The organism is Roseibium algae, assembly GCF_037783265.1.
Classification (GTDB): domain Bacteria; phylum Pseudomonadota; class Alphaproteobacteria; order Rhizobiales; family Stappiaceae; genus Roseibium; species Roseibium algae.
Genome location: NZ_JBAKIA010000023.1, coordinates 1 through 19,273, shown reverse-complemented (window position 1 = coordinate 19,273; position 19,273 = coordinate 1). Strand labels below are relative to the sequence as shown.

14 protein-coding genes are annotated in these 19,273 nt (G+C 52.6%); 8 read left to right on the top strand and 6 right to left on the bottom strand.

Annotated features, from left to right (window positions below; genetic code table 11):
- Nucleotides 1-420: 420 nt before the first annotated feature.
- From V6575_RS21445 to V6575_RS21425, 5 genes are all read left to right on the top strand, one after another.
- Nucleotides 421-2,724, top strand: a complete 2,304-nt coding sequence (locus tag V6575_RS21445; protein ID WP_340277348.1) for a type I restriction-modification system subunit M — start codon at nt 421-423, stop codon at nt 2,722-2,724.
- Nucleotides 2,724-4,022, top strand: coding sequence for a restriction endonuclease subunit S (locus V6575_RS21440; RefSeq protein WP_340277346.1), 1,299 nt, complete (start codon nt 2,724-2,726; stop codon nt 4,020-4,022). Before V6575_RS21445 ends, V6575_RS21440 begins: the two co-directional genes overlap by 1 nt.
- Complete coding sequence (locus V6575_RS21435) at nt 4,019-7,276, top strand: type I restriction endonuclease subunit R (protein WP_340277344.1); 3,258 nt, start codon at nt 4,019-4,021, stop codon at nt 7,274-7,276. The genes V6575_RS21440 and V6575_RS21435 overlap by 4 nt, the downstream gene beginning before the upstream one ends.
- A 341-nt stretch (nt 7,277-7,617) precedes the next feature.
- The gene (locus tag V6575_RS21430) at nt 7,618-9,147 is read left to right on the top strand and encodes an McrB family protein (RefSeq protein WP_340277342.1); all 1,530 of its coding nucleotides are present in this window, start codon (nt 7,618-7,620) and stop codon (nt 9,145-9,147) included.
- Nucleotides 9,147-10,448: an McrC family protein gene (locus V6575_RS21425; protein ID WP_340277340.1), complete on the top strand. Its 1,302-nt coding sequence runs from the start codon at nt 9,147-9,149 to the stop codon at nt 10,446-10,448. Before V6575_RS21430 ends, V6575_RS21425 begins: the two co-directional genes overlap by 1 nt.
- A gap of 236 nt (nt 10,449-10,684) precedes the next feature.
- Here V6575_RS21425 and V6575_RS21420 read toward each other — a convergent pair whose 3' ends face one another.
- The 3 genes from V6575_RS21420 to V6575_RS21410 form a co-directional block, all read right to left on the bottom strand.
- A complete protein-coding gene (locus V6575_RS21420; RefSeq protein ID WP_340277339.1) occupies nt 10,685-11,227 on the bottom strand; it encodes a GNAT family N-acetyltransferase in 543 nt (180 codons plus the stop codon).
- On the bottom strand, nt 11,220-11,531 hold the full coding sequence (locus V6575_RS21415; RefSeq protein ID WP_340277337.1) for a type II toxin-antitoxin system TacA family antitoxin: 312 nt from the start codon (nt 11,529-11,531) through the stop codon (nt 11,220-11,222). Before V6575_RS21415 ends, V6575_RS21420 begins: the two co-directional genes overlap by 8 nt.
- 451 nt (nt 11,532-11,982) lie before the next feature.
- Nucleotides 11,983-12,723: a hypothetical protein gene (locus tag V6575_RS21410; protein ID WP_340277335.1), complete on the bottom strand. Its 741-nt coding sequence runs from the start codon at nt 12,721-12,723 to the stop codon at nt 11,983-11,985.
- Nucleotides 12,724-12,878: 155 nt separating this feature from the next.
- Here V6575_RS21410 and V6575_RS21405 point away from each other — a divergent pair.
- Nucleotides 12,879-14,008, top strand: a protein-coding gene (locus V6575_RS21405) for an IS3 family transposase (RefSeq protein ID WP_422785617.1) whose coding sequence is annotated in 2 segments (ribosomal slippage) — nt 12,879-13,122 and nt 13,122-14,008 — 1,131 coding nt in all. Because the reading frame shifts where the segments join, the coding sequence is not laid out codon by codon here.
- A 317-nt stretch (nt 14,009-14,325) separates the two neighbouring features.
- Here the strand turns inward: V6575_RS21405 and V6575_RS21400 are convergent.
- A complete protein-coding gene (locus V6575_RS21400) occupies nt 14,326-14,763 on the bottom strand; it encodes a hypothetical protein (protein WP_340277331.1) in 438 nt (145 codons plus the stop codon).
- Between the two features lie 367 nt (nt 14,764-15,130).
- On the opposite strand from V6575_RS21400, the gene V6575_RS21395 reads away from it, so the two are divergent.
- Together V6575_RS21395 and V6575_RS21390 are read left to right on the top strand one after the other, a co-directional pair.
- Nucleotides 15,131-17,368 carry a hypothetical protein gene (locus V6575_RS21395; protein ID WP_340277330.1) on the top strand — a complete coding sequence of 746 codons (2,238 nt, stop codon included), beginning with the start codon at nt 15,131-15,133 and terminating at the stop codon, nt 17,366-17,368.
- The gene (locus V6575_RS21390; protein ID WP_340277329.1) at nt 17,365-17,601 is read left to right on the top strand and encodes a hypothetical protein; all 237 of its coding nucleotides are present in this window, start codon (nt 17,365-17,367) and stop codon (nt 17,599-17,601) included. The genes V6575_RS21395 and V6575_RS21390 overlap by 4 nt, the downstream gene beginning before the upstream one ends.
- Nucleotides 17,602-17,660: 59 nt before the next feature.
- Here the strand turns inward: V6575_RS21390 and V6575_RS21385 are convergent, their stop codons facing one another.
- The gene (locus V6575_RS21385) at nt 17,661-18,092 is read right to left on the bottom strand and encodes a lipoprotein (protein WP_340277327.1); all 432 of its coding nucleotides are present in this window, start codon (nt 18,090-18,092) and stop codon (nt 17,661-17,663) included.
- A gap of 286 nt (nt 18,093-18,378) precedes the next feature.
- A partial coding sequence (repC, locus tag V6575_RS21380) for a replication initiation protein RepC (protein ID WP_340277326.1) occupies nt 18,379-19,273 on the bottom strand: 895 nt, incomplete at its 5' end.

Sequence of the window (19,273 nt, the reverse complement as noted above, 5' to 3'; positions counted from 1 at the left end):
GCGATACTTGAAGTGCGACTTCTGCGGGTTCCAGGCAAGGAGCATAGCTGGATTCGACATAGGTGCAAAAATAGCGAAAACATACTAAGGTAAATTCAAATTAAGTTAATAATATCAATAACTTATAAAATTTCGCATAATCTAAATTATGGAATATATTTGACCAAACAGTCAAAAAACGAGAGTCAAGCAGACCACCCAATCAACCTCGTGGTTTCGTCTCACTTTAAAGTCGAAACAGAGACTGTTGACGGTGGTTGCTATGGGTGCAATCTTCGCAACCGAAGCGGGAGGATTGCATTCCCCCGGGGTGGGGGAGTTAAAATACTACGGTCATTCAAGTTTGTGCGCCTGTACAAAATACAGCCGACATTTTATCCCTTAAATCACTGCAATTCAGCGTCTATTTGAAAGTTTCCTTTGTCCCAATCCACAAACAATCTCGCGTCTTACATCTGGTCGCTGGCAGACCTACTGCGTGGCGATTTCAAGCAGAGCCAGTATGGCCGTATAATCCTACCGTTCACGCTCCTGCGCCGCCTGGAATGCGTGTTACAGGCCAGCAAGGCAATGTTCCTCGAAGAAGCCGCGCGCGTCGACAAGATGGACCTGCCGGAAGAAGCCAAAGACAAGCTCCTGCTCCGCGCGTCCGGGCTCTCGTTTTACAACACCTCGAAGATGGATCTCTCGACCCTTGGGGCGAACGGGATCAAAGACAATCTCGAAAGCTACATCCAGAGTTTTTCCAAAGACGCCCGCGAGATTTTCGAACATTTCAAGTTCGGCGAGTTCCTTGTCCAGCTGGACGATGCGAACTTGCTCTACAAAGCGGTGCAACAGGTCAAAGGCGCAGACCTACGCCCTGAAGTCGTTTCGAACCACGACATGGGGCTGGTTTTTGAAGAGCTGATACGGCGGTTTGCTGAAGGGTCGAACGAGACTGCCGGGGAACATTTTACCCCGCGCGATATTGTCGACCTGACCACTTCGCTTGTCTTCATGGAGGACGATGACGCCCTGACCAGGGAAGGCATTATCCGCACCATCTATGATCCGACAGCGGGCACTGGCGGCTTCCTGTCGGCTGGTATGGAATACGTCCTGTCACTCAATAACGACGCTGTCATGCGCGCTTTTGGGCAAGAGCTGAACCCAGAAAGCTATGCGATCTGTAAGGCCGATATGCTAATCAAAGGCCAAGAAGTCCAAAACATTAAACTGGGCAACACTCTTTCCAACGACCAACTGGCCACCGAGAGCTTTGACTATATGCTCGCCAACCCGCCCTTTGGCGTGGATTGGAAGAAGATCGAAAAGGACATCAAGGACGAACACAGCATCAAAGGCCATGACGGGCGCTTTGGTCCTGGCCTGCCGCGTGTGTCTGATGGCTCACTACTGTTCCTCCTGCACCTGATTTCCAAACTTCGAGACACGGACAAGGGTGGCGGGCGCATTGGGATCATTCTCAACGGCTCTCCTCTCTTCACCGGCGGCGCGGGTTCTGGCGAAAGCGAGATCCGCCGTTACATCCTGGAATCCGACCTGCTTGAGGCCATCGTGGGCCTGCCGACAGATATGTTCTACAACACAGGTATCGCCACCTATGTCTGGGTGCTGACCAACAAGAAAGACCCAGATCGCAAAGGCCGCGTGCAGCTGATCAACGGCACCGATCTTTACGGCAAAATGCAAAAGTCGCTGGGATCGAAACGCAAACGCATGGGCGAGGATGACATTCGCACGATCACCCGTTGCTTTGGCGCGTTTGAACCCGTGGCCGCGCAGAGGCTCGACAAACCCGAAGACGCCAAAAGCAATCGCGGGCGGCAATCAGCAACGCCAAAAACGGCCACGCCAAAAACCTTTGCCGCCAAGGTGTTTCAGACCCATGAGTTCGGCTACCGCCGCCTGACGATCGAACGCCCCCTGCGCGAAAGCTATCAGTTCAACGACGACCGCATCGCGCCTTTGCGCTTTGCCCCCAGACCGCTGCACGCGATTATGCAGTGGATCTATGACACATATGGCACGGGTTGGGACGAAGATGGCACGGACTACGGCGTACTAGCTGCGCATGAGGTCGAGATCCGCACCCATATCAAGGCCGAGTTCCCAGAACTGAAGGAAAAGCAGATCAAAGACGCGCTGGACCCGAAAACATGGGCAGCGCAACTGGCGATCTTGCAACAGGCCCGCGCAGTGCAAGCCAAGATCGGCACGGATCAGCATGACGACACGAACGGATACGACGCGGCGGTCAAGGCGACGGGGATCAAGCTCGACGCTGCTGCCAAGAAACAAATCACCGCCGCTGTTAGCTGGAAAAACCCCAAGGCCAAAAAGGTGATCAAGAAGATCCACAAAAACACCCCGCCGGATGAATATTTCGGGCTGTTTGATGTGGATGGGCAAACGGTGGAATACAAACCCGACGGTGATCTGCGCGACAATGAGAACGTGCCGCTGGATCCTGCATCGAACACCACCGCCACTGTGGTGGAGTATTTTCAGGCAGAGGTACTGCCCCATGTCAAAGACGCATGGATTGATGGCAGTAAACGCGACGCGATTGACGGAGAGGTCGGGATCGTCGGCTATGAAATTCCGTTCAACCGGCATTTCTATACCTATGTGCCGCCGCGTGATTTGACCGAGATCGACGCCGATCTGGACAAGGTCAGCGCCGAGATCATGGCGCTGTTGCAAGAGGTGCATTCGTAATGGGCGCGGCGCGGTACAAGCCCTATCCGGCGTATAAACCGTCTGGCGTTGAGTGGTTGGGGGATATTCCTGAGGGGTGGGAAGCCAAGAGGCTTGGGAATTTATTCGAAGAACGTCGAGAAAAGGTAAGCGACAAAGATTATCCCCCCTTGTCTGTCACTATGCAGGGAATTGTGCCCCAACTAGAAACTGCCGCAAAGAGTCTGGATTCTGACAACCGCAAGCTCGTTAAGGCAGGTGATTTTGTTATCAATAGCCGCTCTGACAGAAAAGGGTCTGCTGGTCTTTCCGCATTAGATGGCTCGGTTACTCTCATTAGCAACGTCTTAAAACCTAGAGACATTGAGGGGTCTTTCGCGCATCACTTGCTCAAAAGCTACCCTTTCCAAGAGGAATATTACCGCTTTGGGAAAGGCATTGTTGCAGATCTCTGGAGCACCAACTTCAACTCCATGAAAAACATCACACTTCCTGTGGTTCCCAAGGAAGAACAAACCAAAATCGCGGCGTTTTTGGATTATGAGACGGGGAAGATTGATGCGTTGATTGCCAAGCAGGAGCGCTTGATTGCGTTGCTTGAGGAAAAGCGGCAAGCGGTGATCAGCCATGCGGTGACCAAAGGCCTTAACCCAAACGCCCCCCTCCGCCCCTCCGGCATAGACTGGCTCGGCGATGTGCCTGAGCATTGGGAGGTTGGACGACTTCGATGGTATATTTCCATTTCAAGCGGAGAAGGCCTATCCAATCAATTCATCACATCGAACTTGGATGAAAACAATGCTAATCGCGTGGTTGGCGGAAACGGTGCAATGGGTTTTACCAACAAGGTGAATACCACCGAAAAGAGGATAGTCATTGGTCGGGTTGGCGCGCTATGCGGAAATGTCCATTTTTTCGATGAAGACTGTTGGATAACAGACAACGCACTACAGATTAGCAAGTGGCGCTCATTTTCTGACGATTTTTTGGTTCACTTAATACGAGCTGCAAATCTAAATGACCTCGCAAACAAGAGCGCGCAACCATTGATAACTGGGAACCAAGTAAAATCAATTGAAGTGGCGATCCCACCAGTGGAAGAGCAGAAAAAAATCGAAAAATTCTTAGAGAATCAAGTGGATATTTTTGCCAAGCTTTCTTCTAAGGCCCAATCCGCCATCACCCTCCTCAAAGAACGCCGCACGGCTCTGATCTCTGCCGCTGTCACCGGCAAGATTGACGTGCGCGACTGGCAGCCGCCTCAGGCCGTTTCAGACACAGATTTAAGCACAGAGACTTTACAGGAGGCCGCATTATGAGCCTGTCCACCGGCAAAGCCCGCGAGATTATCTTTCAGGACGAAATGATTGACCAGATGGTGGCCGATGGCTGGCTGCTCGGCTCCCCCGCTGACTATGATCGCGATTTGGCGATGTATCCTGAGGACTTGGTTGGCTTTATCAAAGACACGCAAGACGCGGAATGGCAAAAGCACGTCAAAAACTATCCCAACGACCCCGAGGGCAAGTTGTTGGAACGGGTGGCCGCGCAGCTGAACAAAGCTGATCCAAACGCCACGGGGATGCAGCTGCGCACCTTTGGCACGCTGGGTGTGCTGCGCCACGGTGTCAAAGACCGCAATGCCAAGTTCAAACTGTGCCAGTTCAAACCCGAACATGACCTGAACCCCGACACGCTGGCCCGCTACAAGAAAAACCGCCTGCGCATCGTGCCCGAGCTGACCTATAGCCCCTATGCCACCGACGCGCATCTGGCGGCGGAGGGTACGCAGGCCAAGAAATGGCGCATTGATCTGGTGCTGTTTGTGAACGGCTTGCCCGTGGTCACGCTTGAGCTGAAATCAGAGTTCAAGCAATCGGTGCAAAACGCGGTCAACCAGTACAAAAAGACCCGCCTGCCCATTGATCCTGCGACCAAGAAGCCAGAGCCGTTGCTGACATTCAAACGCGGTGCCTTGGTGCATTTCGCGGTGAGCCAGTATGAGGTCTATATGGCGACCCGGCTGGAAGGGCCCGACACTTATTTCCTGCCGTTCAACAAGGGCACCAGCGATGGCGGTGCCGGCAATGATGTGCCCGAAGATGAGAACAGCGATGCCACAAGCTATCTCTGGCAAGAGGTTCTGCAACCTGACGCGCTGTTAAACATCCTTGCCCGATTTGTGCATTTGCAGATCGAGGAAAAGGAAGACTGGCAGGGACAGAAGGTCAAAAAGGAAACCATGATCTTCCCCCGCTATCATCAGTGGGATGTGGTTGAAAAACTGATTGGTGCTGCAAGGGCCGAGGGACCGGGCAACAAGTATCTGATTCAACACAGTGCCGGGTCCGGCAAATCCAATTCCATCGCCTGGTCCGCGCATCAGCTGTCATCGCTGTATGACGACAAGGGAAACAAGACGTTCAATTCCGTGATCATCGTGACGGATCGAACAGTGCTCGATGACCAGTTGCAGGAAACCATCTATCAGTTTGAACATGTCGATGGCGTGGTCGGACGGATCAACCGCCAGGAAGGCGACGGATCGAAATCTGAGAAACTGGCCAAGGCGCTGGAAATGTCCCAGCCGATCATCATCGTGACCATCCAGACCTTTCCGCATGTGCTCAAGGCCATTGAAAACAGCACCAGCCTGAAAGAACGCAACTACGCGATTATCGCCGATGAGGCCCATTCATCCCAGACGGGGTCCACAGCACGGCAGCTGAAAGAAGTGCTGATGATCGACGCCAAAGATGACGACGAGGAATTGACAGCAGAAGACATCCTTGATGCAGCCATCGCCTCGCGCCGTGTCTCGCCAAACCTCAGTTATTTTGCCTTTACCGCAACGCCGAAGTCCAAGACGCTGGAGCTGTTTGGCCGTCCCCCCCGGCCTGATGAGCCGCCTTCGAAGACAAACCTACCCCAAGCCTATCATGTCTATTCGATGCGCCAGGCCATTGAGGAAGGCTTCATTCTCGATGTCTTGAAGAACTACACCAGCTACAAGGTTGCCTATAACCTCGCGCTCAAGATCCAAGAAGCAGACACCCAGGTTGACACCAAGAAGGCCAAGGTGAAGCTGAACCAATGGGTGCGCCTGCACGACTACAACATCGCACAAAAGGTTCAGGTGATTGTCGAGCACTTCAAGGACAACATCATGGGGCTGCTGGGCGGGCAAGCCAAGGCAATGGTTGTCACCAGCTCGCGCAAGGAAGCCGTGCGATACAAGCTCAGATTCGACAAATACATTCAGGAGAAAGGCTACGACAAGCTGCATGCGATGGTGGCGTTCTCCGGAGAGGTTGAGTTCAACAAAGACGATCCGAACGCTGAAGGCTTGATCGGCGAAAAATTCACTGAAAGCGGCATGAACCCGGGTCTCAAGGGACGGGACATGCGCAAGGCTTTTGATACGGATGCGTATCAGGTGATGATCGTTGCCAACAAGTTTCAGACTGGCTTCGATCAGCCGAAGCTCTGCGCCATGTATGTCGACAAGAAGCTGGCAGGCGTTGAATGTGTGCAAACCCTGTCCCGCCTCAACCGGACTTATCCGGGCAAGGAAATCAGCGGCACCTTTGTTCTCGACTTTTTCAATGAGCCCGATGAAGTCCTGACATCCTTCCAAAAGTATTATCAAACTGCCGAGCTTATTGACGTTTCCAATCCGGATCTGATCTTTGACCTGTCCGATAAGCTGCGCGCTTTCGGGATTTTCCAGTGGTCCGAAGTCGAACGGTTTTGCGAGGCCTATCTGCAAAAGAACAAGAGCAGTGCAGCCATATCAAACATCTGCAAACCGGCTCTTGATCGTTGGACCGTGCGCTACAAGTCAGCTGTCGAGGCACACCGGACCGCGTTTGAAATGTTTGAAAGGGCCAAGAAGGCCAAGGATGCGGTGTTGATCGCCAATACGGAGAATACCTTCAAGGAGTGCAAGCAGGAAAAGGACGCACTCGAGCTCTTCAAGAAAGACCTTGGAACCTATGTCCGTTTCTACGAATTCATTTCCCAGATCGTGGATTACGATGACAAGGATCTGGAGAAGTTGAGCCTTTTCGCCCGCCATCTGAGGCCTTTGCTGCGGGATGCCGATGTCGATCATGATGACATCGATCTGGATAATCTCGCATTGAGCCGCTACCGGCTTTCGAAAATCAAGCAGCAAGACCTGCTTCTGTCGATCGATGGCGGCGAAGGCCTAGAACCTGGGAATGATCTGGGCACCGGTGTCGCAAAGGACAAATCAGAAGAGTTCCTGTCCCAGATCATTGAAAGATTGAATGATCTGTTCGCTGGCGACGGCCTGACCAATGATGATGTGGTGAACTATGCCCAAACAGTTTCCGACAAAGTGCGTGAAAACCAAAGGGTCATGACGCAGATTGCCAACAACACACGCGAACAGGCGATGCTGGGTGATTTTCAAAAGGCTATCGAAGACGCAATCCTTGACAGCAATGAGGCTCATCAGAAGCAAATGCTGAAGCTGCTTTCCATGCCGGACAAGGGCAAAGAGTTCGCAAACATCATTTACGAAATGCTGAACCAACGCGGGAAATAGAATGGCGACCCAGTTCCATTCGTCATCAGCAAGTTATTTTGAATGCCGCTTTAAAACGCTAGGGACTCCATATGTCAAACGCAGATAGCATACGCCTCTATGCATTAAAGCACTTTATCGAACCGGCGCGTGAACAAGGCGCGGTTGATATATCCATAAGCGTCAGCGATCTTGCGACCGCCTTGGGATTGAAAAATGCTTTTCCAAATATTTGCCAGGCGCTAGGCGGCGAAAAATTCCAGCAATTGGCACAAGTGCCTCCCCCTAAAAACACTGAGCCTAACCCTAGCAGTTCAACAATCTTCACTTTCCAGCTCGGATCCCAAACGGAGACGCCCACCTTGACAGAACCAACAAATCTGATCCTTTACGGCCCACCAGGAACCGGAAAGACTTTTGCTACGGCGTGGGAGGCGGTGCGGCTTTGTTTAGGATATGGTGCCTCAACCAAGCTGGAGAATGACCGCGCTGCGCTGATGGGTGAGTATCGGCGCCTTGTTGATGAGGGCAGGATCGAGTTCGTAACCTTCCACCAATCCCTGTCGTACGAGGAATTTGTCGAGGGCTTGCGCCCGAGTACGGGTGACGATGATCTCGAAGCGGGACCGGAGACGGAAACCAATGCTGGCTTCAGCCTGAAATGTCACGAAGGTATCTTTAAACGGATAAGCGAACGGGCAAGGCTGGATCAGGGTGACAGCGGCGGCGCGCAGCACCTTGATCGCAGTCAGGCGCTCTTCAAACTCAGCCTGATCGGCCCTGACTGGCGAAACCAACTGGCGAAGGCCGTGCAAGACAATGGTATCGCGTGGGGCTTTGGCGCGGGCAATGACTGGTCCGCTCCCGAGTTCGAATATTTTGATGCGATCAAGCAGAAATGGCAGCAATCGCACCCCGGCATATCAAGCGGGGCGGCAGACATCAGCGGAACACGGTATTTTCGAGGTGCGATTGACATTGACAACTATGTCTTGCTGACCGTCGGAAAAAACCGGATCGTCGCCTTGGGTCAGGTAGATGGTGAATATGAGCACCGCCCCGATGCCGGCGAGAGAGAGCATTTCAGAAAGATTACGTGGCTCTGGACAAGCAAGGACGGGGCCGACAGATCCGCTTTTTATCCAAAGAGATTCAGTGCTTGGCAGCCCATTTACCAACTTGCAGCAGACAGAATCGACTGGGATGCCCTCGAAGAGATTGCATTCGGGGCAGACACACCGCGCGTCGGTGATGTGGGCCGAGATCACGTCCTGATCATCGACGAGATCAACCGCGCGAACATTTCCAAAGTCTTCGGTGAGCTCATCACCCTGCTTGAACAGGACAAGAGGTTGGGCGCACAGAACGAAGTTCGCGTTCAACTGCCATATTCCAAGAAGCGCTTTGGGGTGCCGCCCAATCTGCATATCGTGGGCACGATGAACACGGCGGATCGCTCGATTGCCCTGCTTGACACCGCGTTACGCCGCCGTTTCACGTTTAAGGAATTGATGCCCGATCCGACAGTCCTTTCGGGGGACGTCGGCGGGATCAACCTTCGCACCCTTCTGTCCACGATCAACGAGCGTATCGAGTACCTGTTCGACCGCGAACATCAGATCGGCCATGCCTATTTCACCGGTTGCGGCAATCGGGCGGACGTAGAAGACGTGATGCGCCACAAGATCATTCCGCTCTTGGCTGAGTATTTTTATGAGGATTGGTCCAAGGTCGCCGCTGTCCTTGGTGACGGACAGGGAATGACCAAGAAACACTTTCTTGAATCTGCCAGCCTTCAGCCTCCCAAAGGGATGCTAGAAGATGACCTTAACAGTAACAAGCTGCGTTGGAGTGTGAAGCGAAAATTCGACTTTTCGGAGTTTGAGGCCTAATGCCCTCCTACGTCGTTCGCGAATGGGACAAACTCGCCTATGGTGACAATGTCGGGCAGATCCCAGTACATTTCGCGGATCAGCTTGCGACTTTGGCTCGGCGCGCTCGCTTCGCTGGAAAGGGTGGCAGTGGGGTGCTCGAGCACGGTAGGCATGCACTCCGCGCACGGGGTGTCGTCGGTATCCTGGCTGCAGAAAACTGTAGTCTTGAGATCCTGCCGAAGATCGATGTTGCTGCGGAAGAGCCTGTTGAAAAGCAGAATGCGGCAATCAGGAAACGGCTGATCCACATGCTGGCCGTCGCTCTGAATCTGAAACTCGATCTCGGGTCGCTAACAGAATTGGCGTGGCAGCGAGAGACGTTGCTGGAAATCCTGATCCGGATCTTTTGCGACAAACTCACCGAGGCCGTTCGGAAAGGAATGCCGCGCCGCTATGTCGAGCAAGAGGACGATCTTTCTGCCTTGCGCGGCAGGCTGGACGTAGCACGTCAGTTCACCCGACACGCCGTCAATCCGTCCCGTCTCGCATGCCGCTTTGACGTCTTATCGGAAGACACGTCGTTGAACCGGATCATGAAAGCCGCCGTGTCGTACCTCTCTCGGATGTCACGGAGTTCGGGAAATCAACAGCGGCTGCGCGAGCTGGCTTTCGTGTATGCAGAAATCGCAGATATTTCTCCCTCGACATTGCGATGGGACGACGTGGTGATCGACCGCACCAATCGCCGGTGGCGGGAACTTCTAAGCATGGCCAAGCTCTTTCTGGAGGGTCGATATCAGACGACTACAGGTGGCGCGGGTCATGGAACAGCGCTGCTTTTTGAGATGAACACTCTGTTTGAAGAATATGTCGGGCGTCTGACTTCTCGTGCCCTACAAGGAACGAACCTGACCGTAACATTGCAGGGTGGGCTAGTTTCCTGTCTGGAATTAGAAGAGCCCCGCCGAGAACTCTTTCAAACGAAGCCAGATATTCTCATCCGCCGCAATGGCAAGGTGACCCATGTAATCGACACCAAATGGAAGAAACTTTCTTCTCGGATAGATGATCCGAAGCAGGGTGTCTCACAGGCAGACATCTACCAAATGATGGCCTATGGGCAGCTTTACCGCGCGCCGCGTCTTACCCTTCTTTATCCGCATCATCCAGAGCTGAAGGGCAAAGAGCTTGATCCTGTACGTCATAGAATAAACGGCAACAAAGCCATCTTGGAAACGGCCAGCCTCGATGTCGGCAATGGTAAAAATATAACAGATCGTCTCCAACACCTTCTCATGTCCGACGACTGTTCAGACTGACCTATTTTGTAAGAAATTGAGACAACTTCACGCCCTGTCGCCTACAGCACGACCCGCAGACAGGCTGAGATGGCGATCCTCGAATACTTAAACAGCTTTTATAGTCAACGGCGCTCGGTACTAGGCTGGGGAAACCCTGTCGCCTTCGAAAGAAAGGTGGCTTAAACGAGCACTCGGGGCGGCACTCCAAGTGACAGGTCCACTGCGTCTGCACGCCGATTTCGAGCAGCCTAAAACTAAACCGCCAACAAAGCCCGCGCATCCTGGATTGGCATGAACAGGCGGAGCGGGGAGCCCTGCAAAGGCGTGAAACCGTATCCGGTGTACAAGGCGAGCCGCCGGTTTGTTGCCTCCTCAATTCCGCAATCCAGAACGTCCAGCAGCACAACGGCAATCCCGAGTGTCTCGGACGCTCTGGCAAGTTTCTTCAGCGCTTCAATGAGGATCACGCCTCCGAGGCCATTTCCCTGATATCTTTGATCTACGCCAACCATCGAGATATAGGCAGCCGGGATAGATCCATGGCTAGGGCGACTGCGTGCGTATTTCTTCGGCAGGTCTGTGTAGTCCACCGAATGAGCATTTACGGCATAAAAGCCCAGCAGCGTTTCGGTTGCGTCAAGGAGCACCGATACGCGGACGTTTCCAGCCTTTTGAAGCTTGTTGGATGTGCGCTTGAAATAATTATCGACCTGATCCAGGCCGCAAGAAAAAGCCGCTCGATCATGCTTTTCAGGATCGAACGGCTCGAATTTAAGAGGTTGCGTTATGTCACTCACTTGTGGCAACCATCTCCTTATGCTGCTTTGCAGCGGCCAAGAGCTTTTGCGTTGGCGCAGCCGGACGATCTAGCGCGTCAAAGAACGCTGTGTGGTCAACAGGCTCCAAGAAGGTCCGTTCATGCACCGCTATGACGTCCTTGGCCCGCAGATAAGCTGCGTTGGTCGTAAAGGTGCTCAGGTCCATTCCTGAGAGCTCGGCAGCTTTCTCAATAGCTTCCTTGATGGAGGCTTTGGTGCGAATATTCAGCCTGGCATCATTTCTTTCCGGCACTGAGGAGGCATGGTCAGTGATCCCTAACATGTGTCTCTCCTGTGTTCTGGCCCTATCCAGAGCGCTTGCCTTATTGAGATGATAATGTACGTCAACTTGACGTACAATTCAATGTGAATCTTCTAGACGAAGCCCAAAGCCCACATCAGCGATGGCCTGAGCCTCAAAATAAGCAAAACGAGCCTCTACACCGCCCTCAGAGATCAAAAAACCGCCTGAAACCGCAGATGTTCCCGTTAAGTTCGCGTGAGCCGGACGATAATGCCACTCTTATGCAGTGCCCCCATCTTGAAAGACGTCGCCTCGCGAAAGTGGTGACGCCCGCTGCCAAGCGGCAGACCGTGGCTCATGCATGTGGAGAACACGGTGTGAGCCAGCGGCGGGCGTGTGATGTGCTGAACATTGACCGATCGACTGTGGGTGACCAAAGCGTGCGAGCGGACGATACTGATTTGCGTGAAGCCATGAAGAAGGTGGCGGATCAATCCTTTATAAAGTTGCCTTCATTGTCCAATAGGAACGATAGCTTTCCGCTGTTCAATAGTTTGGCGGCCTCTTCATCAGAGTAGCCCTCAATCGTCGGTGGTTTGGGGAATACGCTCATCATAGCCGACCCAAATGTGGAGAAATTAAACTCCCTGAACTTGGGAACGGTATCGGTTTGACCGTCAATGGTCACTGCGCCATCTTTATTCACATTCGTCCAAAAACGGGGGCGATTGATAAGGTCGAGATTGGCAAGTGCCATATGCACGGCCATTTCACGTGCTTGCATCCAACTAAGCGATCCCTCAACCTTGTCTATGAGACACATAACCCGATTTGCCGCAGCACAGGCATCATCAAAAACAGTGATCATTCCCGTGTCTCCAAGGCGTAGATATAGAGTTTGAGCTTCCGTGAATGTGACTAAGTCGAACGCATCATGTGTTCTGTCTGACCGCACAGGGAACACATACATCGACCCGAATGCCTTGGGTTTGATCGTTGCATTTATGTGAAAAGCGCGAGCGACCGCATGAAGATGATGCATATGCTCCCATAAATAATCGGCAGAGATTGGTTCTTCGCCCATTCTTGGATCAAGGAACTTCCTCAAGTCGTTGTCTTTGAGATGAGCCTTTAAGAAAATGAGGGCCATCCACGTGTAAGGGATTAGGCCGCCATTCTCGACCATATAGTCTTGTAGCGCATTTGGTCCCTTTTCATTCAGACCACTCATGAGGTTCTCGAAAACCCCTGCCATTTCGGAGTTGCAATTCTCGCAGCATGGAACCGTATAGGTTCCATATCTGTGCTCTTCTCCATTGGAGATGGACCTGTCGCGGATTTGTGCCGCTCCTTTGACTTGGTATTTTGCCACAAAGGAGAATGTTCATGGCATCACGTCACGGCGCGGAGTTTCGCGCAGAAGCAGTCCGTATTGCGCTGACCAGCGGCTTGTCGCGTAAACAGGTTGCCCAGGATCTTGGTGTTGGTTTTTCGACACTGAACCGTTGGATACAGCAGGACCGGCGCGATCCTGAGAAACCGGCCACACAATCTGATCTTGAAAAGGAGATTGCGGACCTTCGCAGAGAGAACCGCCTGCTCCGGGAGGAGAGGGAGGTGTTAAAAAAGGCCACCCAGTTCTTCGCGGAGCGAAGCAAATGAGATTTGCGTTCATCGCCGAGAACCAGGGTGTTTTGCCGGCTTCCAGGCTTTGTCAGATCATGAACGTCAGTCCCCTGGGCTACCGTTCCTGGCGGGATCGCCCTGTAAGCGACCGGCAGCGTAAGGATTTGGTCGTGCTTGCCCATATCCGGGAGCAATTCCGGCTGTCGCTTGGCAGCTATGGCCGCTCTCGCATGACCGAAGAGCTGAAGGAGCTCGGACTTGATGTCGGCCATCGGCGTGTTGGGCGGTTGATGCGTGAGAACGCGATCACGGTGAAAAGGAACAAGAAGTTCAAGGCGACAACGGACAGCAATCACAGGTTCAACATTGCACCAAATTTGCTGAACCAGGACTTTTCTGCTGACCGGCCAAACCGGAAATGGGCTGGCGACATCAGTTATGTGTGGACCCGGGAGGGCTGGCTCTACCTGGCTGTCATCCTCGACCTGCATTCCAGACGTGTCGTCGGTTGGGCCGTGAGCAACCGGATGAAACGCGATCTTGCCATCCGGGCCCTGAACATGGCCATCGCCCTGCGCCGTCCGCCCAGAGGCTGCATTCACCATACGGATCGCGGCAGCCAATATTGCTCTCACGACTATCAGAAGCTTCTGCGCCAGCATGGCTTCCAGGTCTCAATGAGCGGAACTGGGAACTGCTTTGACAACGCCGCCGTGGAAACCTTCTTCAAAACGATCAAGGCTGAGTTGCTGTGGCAGAAAGCATGGGTCTGTCGCCGCGAAGCTGAAATGGCTATCTTTGAATACATCAACGGCTTCTACAATCCGCGCCGAAGGCACTCGGCTCTGGGGTGGAAAAGCCCATTGGCTTTCGAAGCCAGGGTCGCGTAAATGAGAACCTGGAGCGGAATCAAACCGGGACAGGTCCAAGAGCGTGACCTTCTTATTATGTAGCCTGAAGCGACGGAGAACCCAGTTAGGTACGATGTGTTCGTTATTGAACTTCGAATCACGAGGGTGTTTCCCGCATACGAAACAACAAGGGCCCGTGCAGATCGTTTCCACGAAGTCAGACCAGGAAAAGAGCAGTACGTTTCCAGAGCTGTCTCGAACAGACTCTTTGACGGTGGAAATCATGCTTGTGCCAATCTCGATATTAATCTCCGTCTAGGTCTGTTCGTTGGCTTAGGCTTTGAAGCTCTGGAGTTTCAGTCTAAGATCGACTTGATGCGTCCCCATAGCCCCGGTTTTTGATCGCTGAAGCTGACATAAAAGCTGAATGTTTCGTCTTTGATTGTAAGAAGGGTTGCAACGGGCAATGAAAAGCTCGCCGTCTTCCCATCTTCGGACAGCTTTCCAGAAGTCTCTATGATACGTGGTGCGGTCACGTTCCAGGAGATAAAGCGCCCAGACGTAGCGCCGATGAACATCGCCTCCATTGGATTTTCGTCACCATCTTTCTTCGCTGTCGGGAAAACTGTGATTTCAATTCGCTTTTCGTTGCCATTCTCCTCAAAATTCATTTGCATGCCGTCTGGTTTTTGATCGTTGGGCATTGGTAGAAGTTTTCCGCCGCTAAAGGCCCCCAAAACGGACGCTGTCGGCCCATGAACTTTGATCAAGCAAACAATGTCCCCTTTTTCCATCGACCGCTCGGCTGAGAAGGTCAGGTCCTTCGGCATGTTTTTAGGGTCATCGGCCGAACAGAAACTATCGGGCTTTCCCTTTTGGGCCATTCCGATCAATGCAGCGTCTATACTCAGCTCAACGTTGAATTTAGTTGTCCCGTCATCTCCAACGATTATGTCTTGCTGCATTTCAAAACAGCCCGAAAGGACCAACAGACATAACAAAGCAAACACCCTCAGAAAGATCATAACCTACCCTTACCCCTCAAAGTGGTGGGATTTTTCGAGGTATGACGTGCAATGTCAAGCGCGAGCAAGCGTAAATGGATATTGGCGCTTTGTTCAATTTTAAGACCAGAGTACAACCAAGGACAGAGGCGATCCTATGCCCAAGACATCAAGCGTCATCGACGATATTCACCTCGCATATCCGGCGCTTGGCGAGAGCGCTGATTGGCTTCTCGATCTTGTGTTGAGGAAAGACAGTGGGGAGTTCGCTGGCTTGCGCAAACGCTTGTCGCCACTTGTCGAAGAGGCAGGTGCCGAGATGAGGCGCGGTAACGCCGCAAAGGCAGCGAATTACATTTCTCTTGCGATAGTGGTGGATCCCAAAAAAACACGGGAGCTTTTGGGAAGCACAGGCATCTTTAGAGCGTCGAAATACAATTTCGATATCCGAATCCCTGTGGATGTAGTCGATAGACTCGTGGGCGAGGCTGCCCCGCTATCAATGCCTCCTCCAATAGTCCAATACTTGACGTCCGTCGCGCTACTCTTGAAGGCGGGGAAAGAGGTTGAGCGGTTGAACAAGTCGCTTGAGGGTTTCCTCGTCAGGAACCGGAAAACCGTACTGAAGTCCGTTGTCGCGGTTGCCGATTCGCTCTTCATGGCAGAGCATAAAGGCCATCCTGCTTTCTCGTCCGACAAGTTTGCGGGTTATAGCAAAGAAGAATTGGCGGAGGCCACTTCCTACATCATTCATGTTTTTGATCGGTGTGTCGGCATCAGCGATGAGCACTTCAATAATATGGGAGAGACGGGTATCTCTCGCGGTCTTTACTCAAAGATTCTGATCAGAGCTGCCAAGATACGTGCCTACTGCGAAGCGGAAATTTTGCTTGACGGTTTTCACTACGAATGCGAACGCCGCGGTACGATGGTGAGGATTGTCCCTCCGAGCCCAGAGCTGGAGAAGAGCATCCGCCTCGGTTATGCGATGTCAGACCAAGAAGGCCAACCTTCGATCATCGCAAGAATTCGTGCGATTCGGGAAGGCGAGGTATCGATACTATCTTTAGCCGATAGTATCTATGAGCGTTCAGCCGATGACGTGGTTTTCGTAAAGCACGAACCGTTTTCGCGATACGCCTTCAAGTTCCCCGACACCCCTCAGTTCAGTGGGTTTTTCAATCAAGATGGTTTTACCATCGAAGAGAGGCTCTATCTTCAAGAGGTGCTTAGGACTGAGCTGGTCACGTGGGACGATCTCAAAGATTTCCAGTTTGAAGGCGGTGTTACCTTCGAGGGCATGCTGAAAGTTCAGCGCCTCTTTAGGTTTCTTGCGCGTATCGCATCCAACCATCTTCTACCGAGATTGGAGACCGAAAGCGAACAAGTTTACCGCTCTCTAGTACCCGTGTTCTCAAAGCAAAAATTGCAGGAACTATTGGGCTGGTGTGTTGGCAAAGAGGAAGCCGAATCCATCCTTCGCCTGATGGCCTTCGGAACAGGATCACACGGGATTATCGACATCCAATACAGACCGATCCTTGACGGTGGAAGCCATTATCTTGTCCCCTTGCATATTGCAGGTTCTACCAACTGGTACCGAAATTTCGCACACACTGAGAAACGGCGTGTAGTAGAAAAGATCGAGGATGATGGTACCGTCAAGAAGCTTGCTTCATGTCTTCGCGTCGCATCATCAATGGTCCAGACAGAATATGAAACCAAGCTTAGCGGGCAAAAGGTCGAGTTGGACGTGCTCTGCAGGTTCGAAGATTTTCTTTTCATATTTGAAAACAAACACTCTCTTTTACCATGCAATACTTTCGAACTACGCACCTCTTACAAACATATGAAAACTGCAGCAACTCAGTTGTCCAAAATCACAAATATCTTATCCGATGAAAAGACTGAGTTGGAACTGTATCGCCGCTTGGGATGGAAAGTTGAACCTGCAAAGGAAGTCGTCACCTGCATAGTTTCCTGTAACGGAATGTTTTCGGGGTTACGTATGGACGGACATCCCGTGAGACGTTTTCAGGAACTGATCAACATGATCGAAACAGGCTATGTCAGCTTAAACAGCGTGTCGGTCACCCAGGACGAACAGGGCCTCGACGTTACCAACGACGCTGTGCGGCAGTACTATCTTTGGAATAGTCCATCGCTGAGGCCGCAATTTTTGCGGGATTACATAGAACGCGATCTGTTGCAAGGGCAGATGTTTGACGCCATGGTCGAGCTTAACCGGTCCTTCAATCTTGATCGCTGGCAGTTAGAATTCCAGTCCTATGCTTTAGACCTTGATAAGGTCATTGAGGCACTCGATAGCTTGATGACTAGCGACAATAGAAGCGCTACACCCGTCAGCCGTTCGGAGACTTCGCCCGCTTCATGAAGGATGAAAATTCCAGCCGACAGTCATGCATCTCATGGCCCAGAGTTTCCGTCGGCGCAATCGCCAGTTTTGTCCCTTGCAAAGATCCAGGTCAGCATTGTGATGCTGTAATGAAGCAGCACCACAAGCTCAAGGCGCTCAAAATGGAATTCTGGTTTTTTGTTGAAATGATTTTACTCGCAGTCTCGGTCTTCGGCAGAAGCTCGATAGATGATATGTGTCGCCGTTATTAATGACGGCTGGCCCGGCCCAGGCGTCCGTCTGGGCCGCACTCCCATCACAGGCTCCCCGCTTACCTGATTTCATACATCTTGTTCTTCAACCTACTGCCGTCTGGCGTGTCGAGGAGGTTGTATGTGTCTTTGTTGGGATGGCCTGGATTGAGAACAATCCAGTTATCGCCGGTGACGCGGGTTGCGCCGTTATCCGGTGTAAAGACCAGCTTGATCACAGCGTCGGGTCTGCCCTTCGTGCGATCCTTGAGGGGGTTGGTATCGTTGACATTGGCCGGAAGGGATTTTCGCAACAAAAGTGTGTTCGGGGTTTCTCGGACGACGCGGAAGGCTAGGGTCGGCCTTGTGAAGATTGCCTTTGCGGCTGACTTGGCCTCGCTCACGGTCTTGGTTGTGACGATCTGGGGCTTGTTGTCGGTGGAATATGGACTTGTTGTTTGACAGGCTGTCAGGGCAAGGGCTGCACATGCTGCCAGAATGAACTTTTTCATCGGATTTTCCTTATGGTTTAGGGTTGTTTTTTGATTTCCACGGCGTGGGAACGGGGGAGCGGGCTGTCCAGGTCAGCCGCTATGCCGGCTGCCGCTTGCGGGGAACCTTGACCGGTCGCGGGGGTGTCCCCGGCGCGGGTTGTCAGTCTGGCCATTATTGGCCAGTCCGTTTCTGGCCGCTTCCCATCTTCCTGCCTCGCATCTGGCGTATCGCTGGAACTGGTTCCAGGCGCAAAGGATCGGGCCTTCAGGAGGGGGAGACGGGTTTGTGATTGCTCGATGCTCATCAGCCTGCGACCAAGCCATGGAGAGATTTGTTGAGGTGGAGTTTTCCGTCAGCTGCCCTGTCGATCATTGCGCGGAAGTATCCGCCCGGTGATGAGATTTGTTCAGGATCTCGCAGGGCTTTTTCAGCGACAACGGCAATGCAGGCGGCGGCCAGATATCTGCCCTGTCGCTTGATCGCCTCGTTGAAAGCTGGCTGGCTGAGGCCGATCAGCACCCGCAAATGATCAGCGGATTCACACAAGGCAGGCCATGTGCTGAGCTCAAGCCCGGTTTCTTCTTGGATTGTTGAGCACGCGGACTGGATCAGCCCAATGGACACGCCATCGAGGTTGGTTTCCAGCCGTTTTGGCTGACCTCCCCGGCTCTCCTGCAATTTAGCTTCTTGGGGCTTGGCCTCTTGCGGTTTTGGCTGTTGTGATCGCCTGCTCCCGCCGCAAGGCTCCCTTTCAAGAGCCATTTCATCGGCGTAGCCGGTGTCAGAGGTAAATTCAGTGTCTTGCTCGTTAGAGCAAGTCCATTTCTCATTACGACTAGAGGAGTCGGGATGGGTTGTAATAGATAAGGGGGTGTCACCAATGTCACCCGCGCATGACATTTGAGCGCTTTGAATGTTGTTCTGGTGATCCTGCTCAAACTGGCTGGCAGCCTCATGATAGAGCGCATCAAGATGGCTCGCCTTGTCATCAAGTCCCAGATCGCCCTTCAACACGATGCATTCAGCTCTGGTGCAGAAGTCTTGATACCCCTGCCCTGCAATCGCCACCAGATCAACAATCGCCCGTGAGAACCGGGTAACAGCCCGTTTGGCTTCCTGCTCGGCCTTGATACGCCGCTGGAAAGCATCAGCCTGTGATTTGAAGGCAGACAAATTGAAACACGCCGGGGTGAAGTCC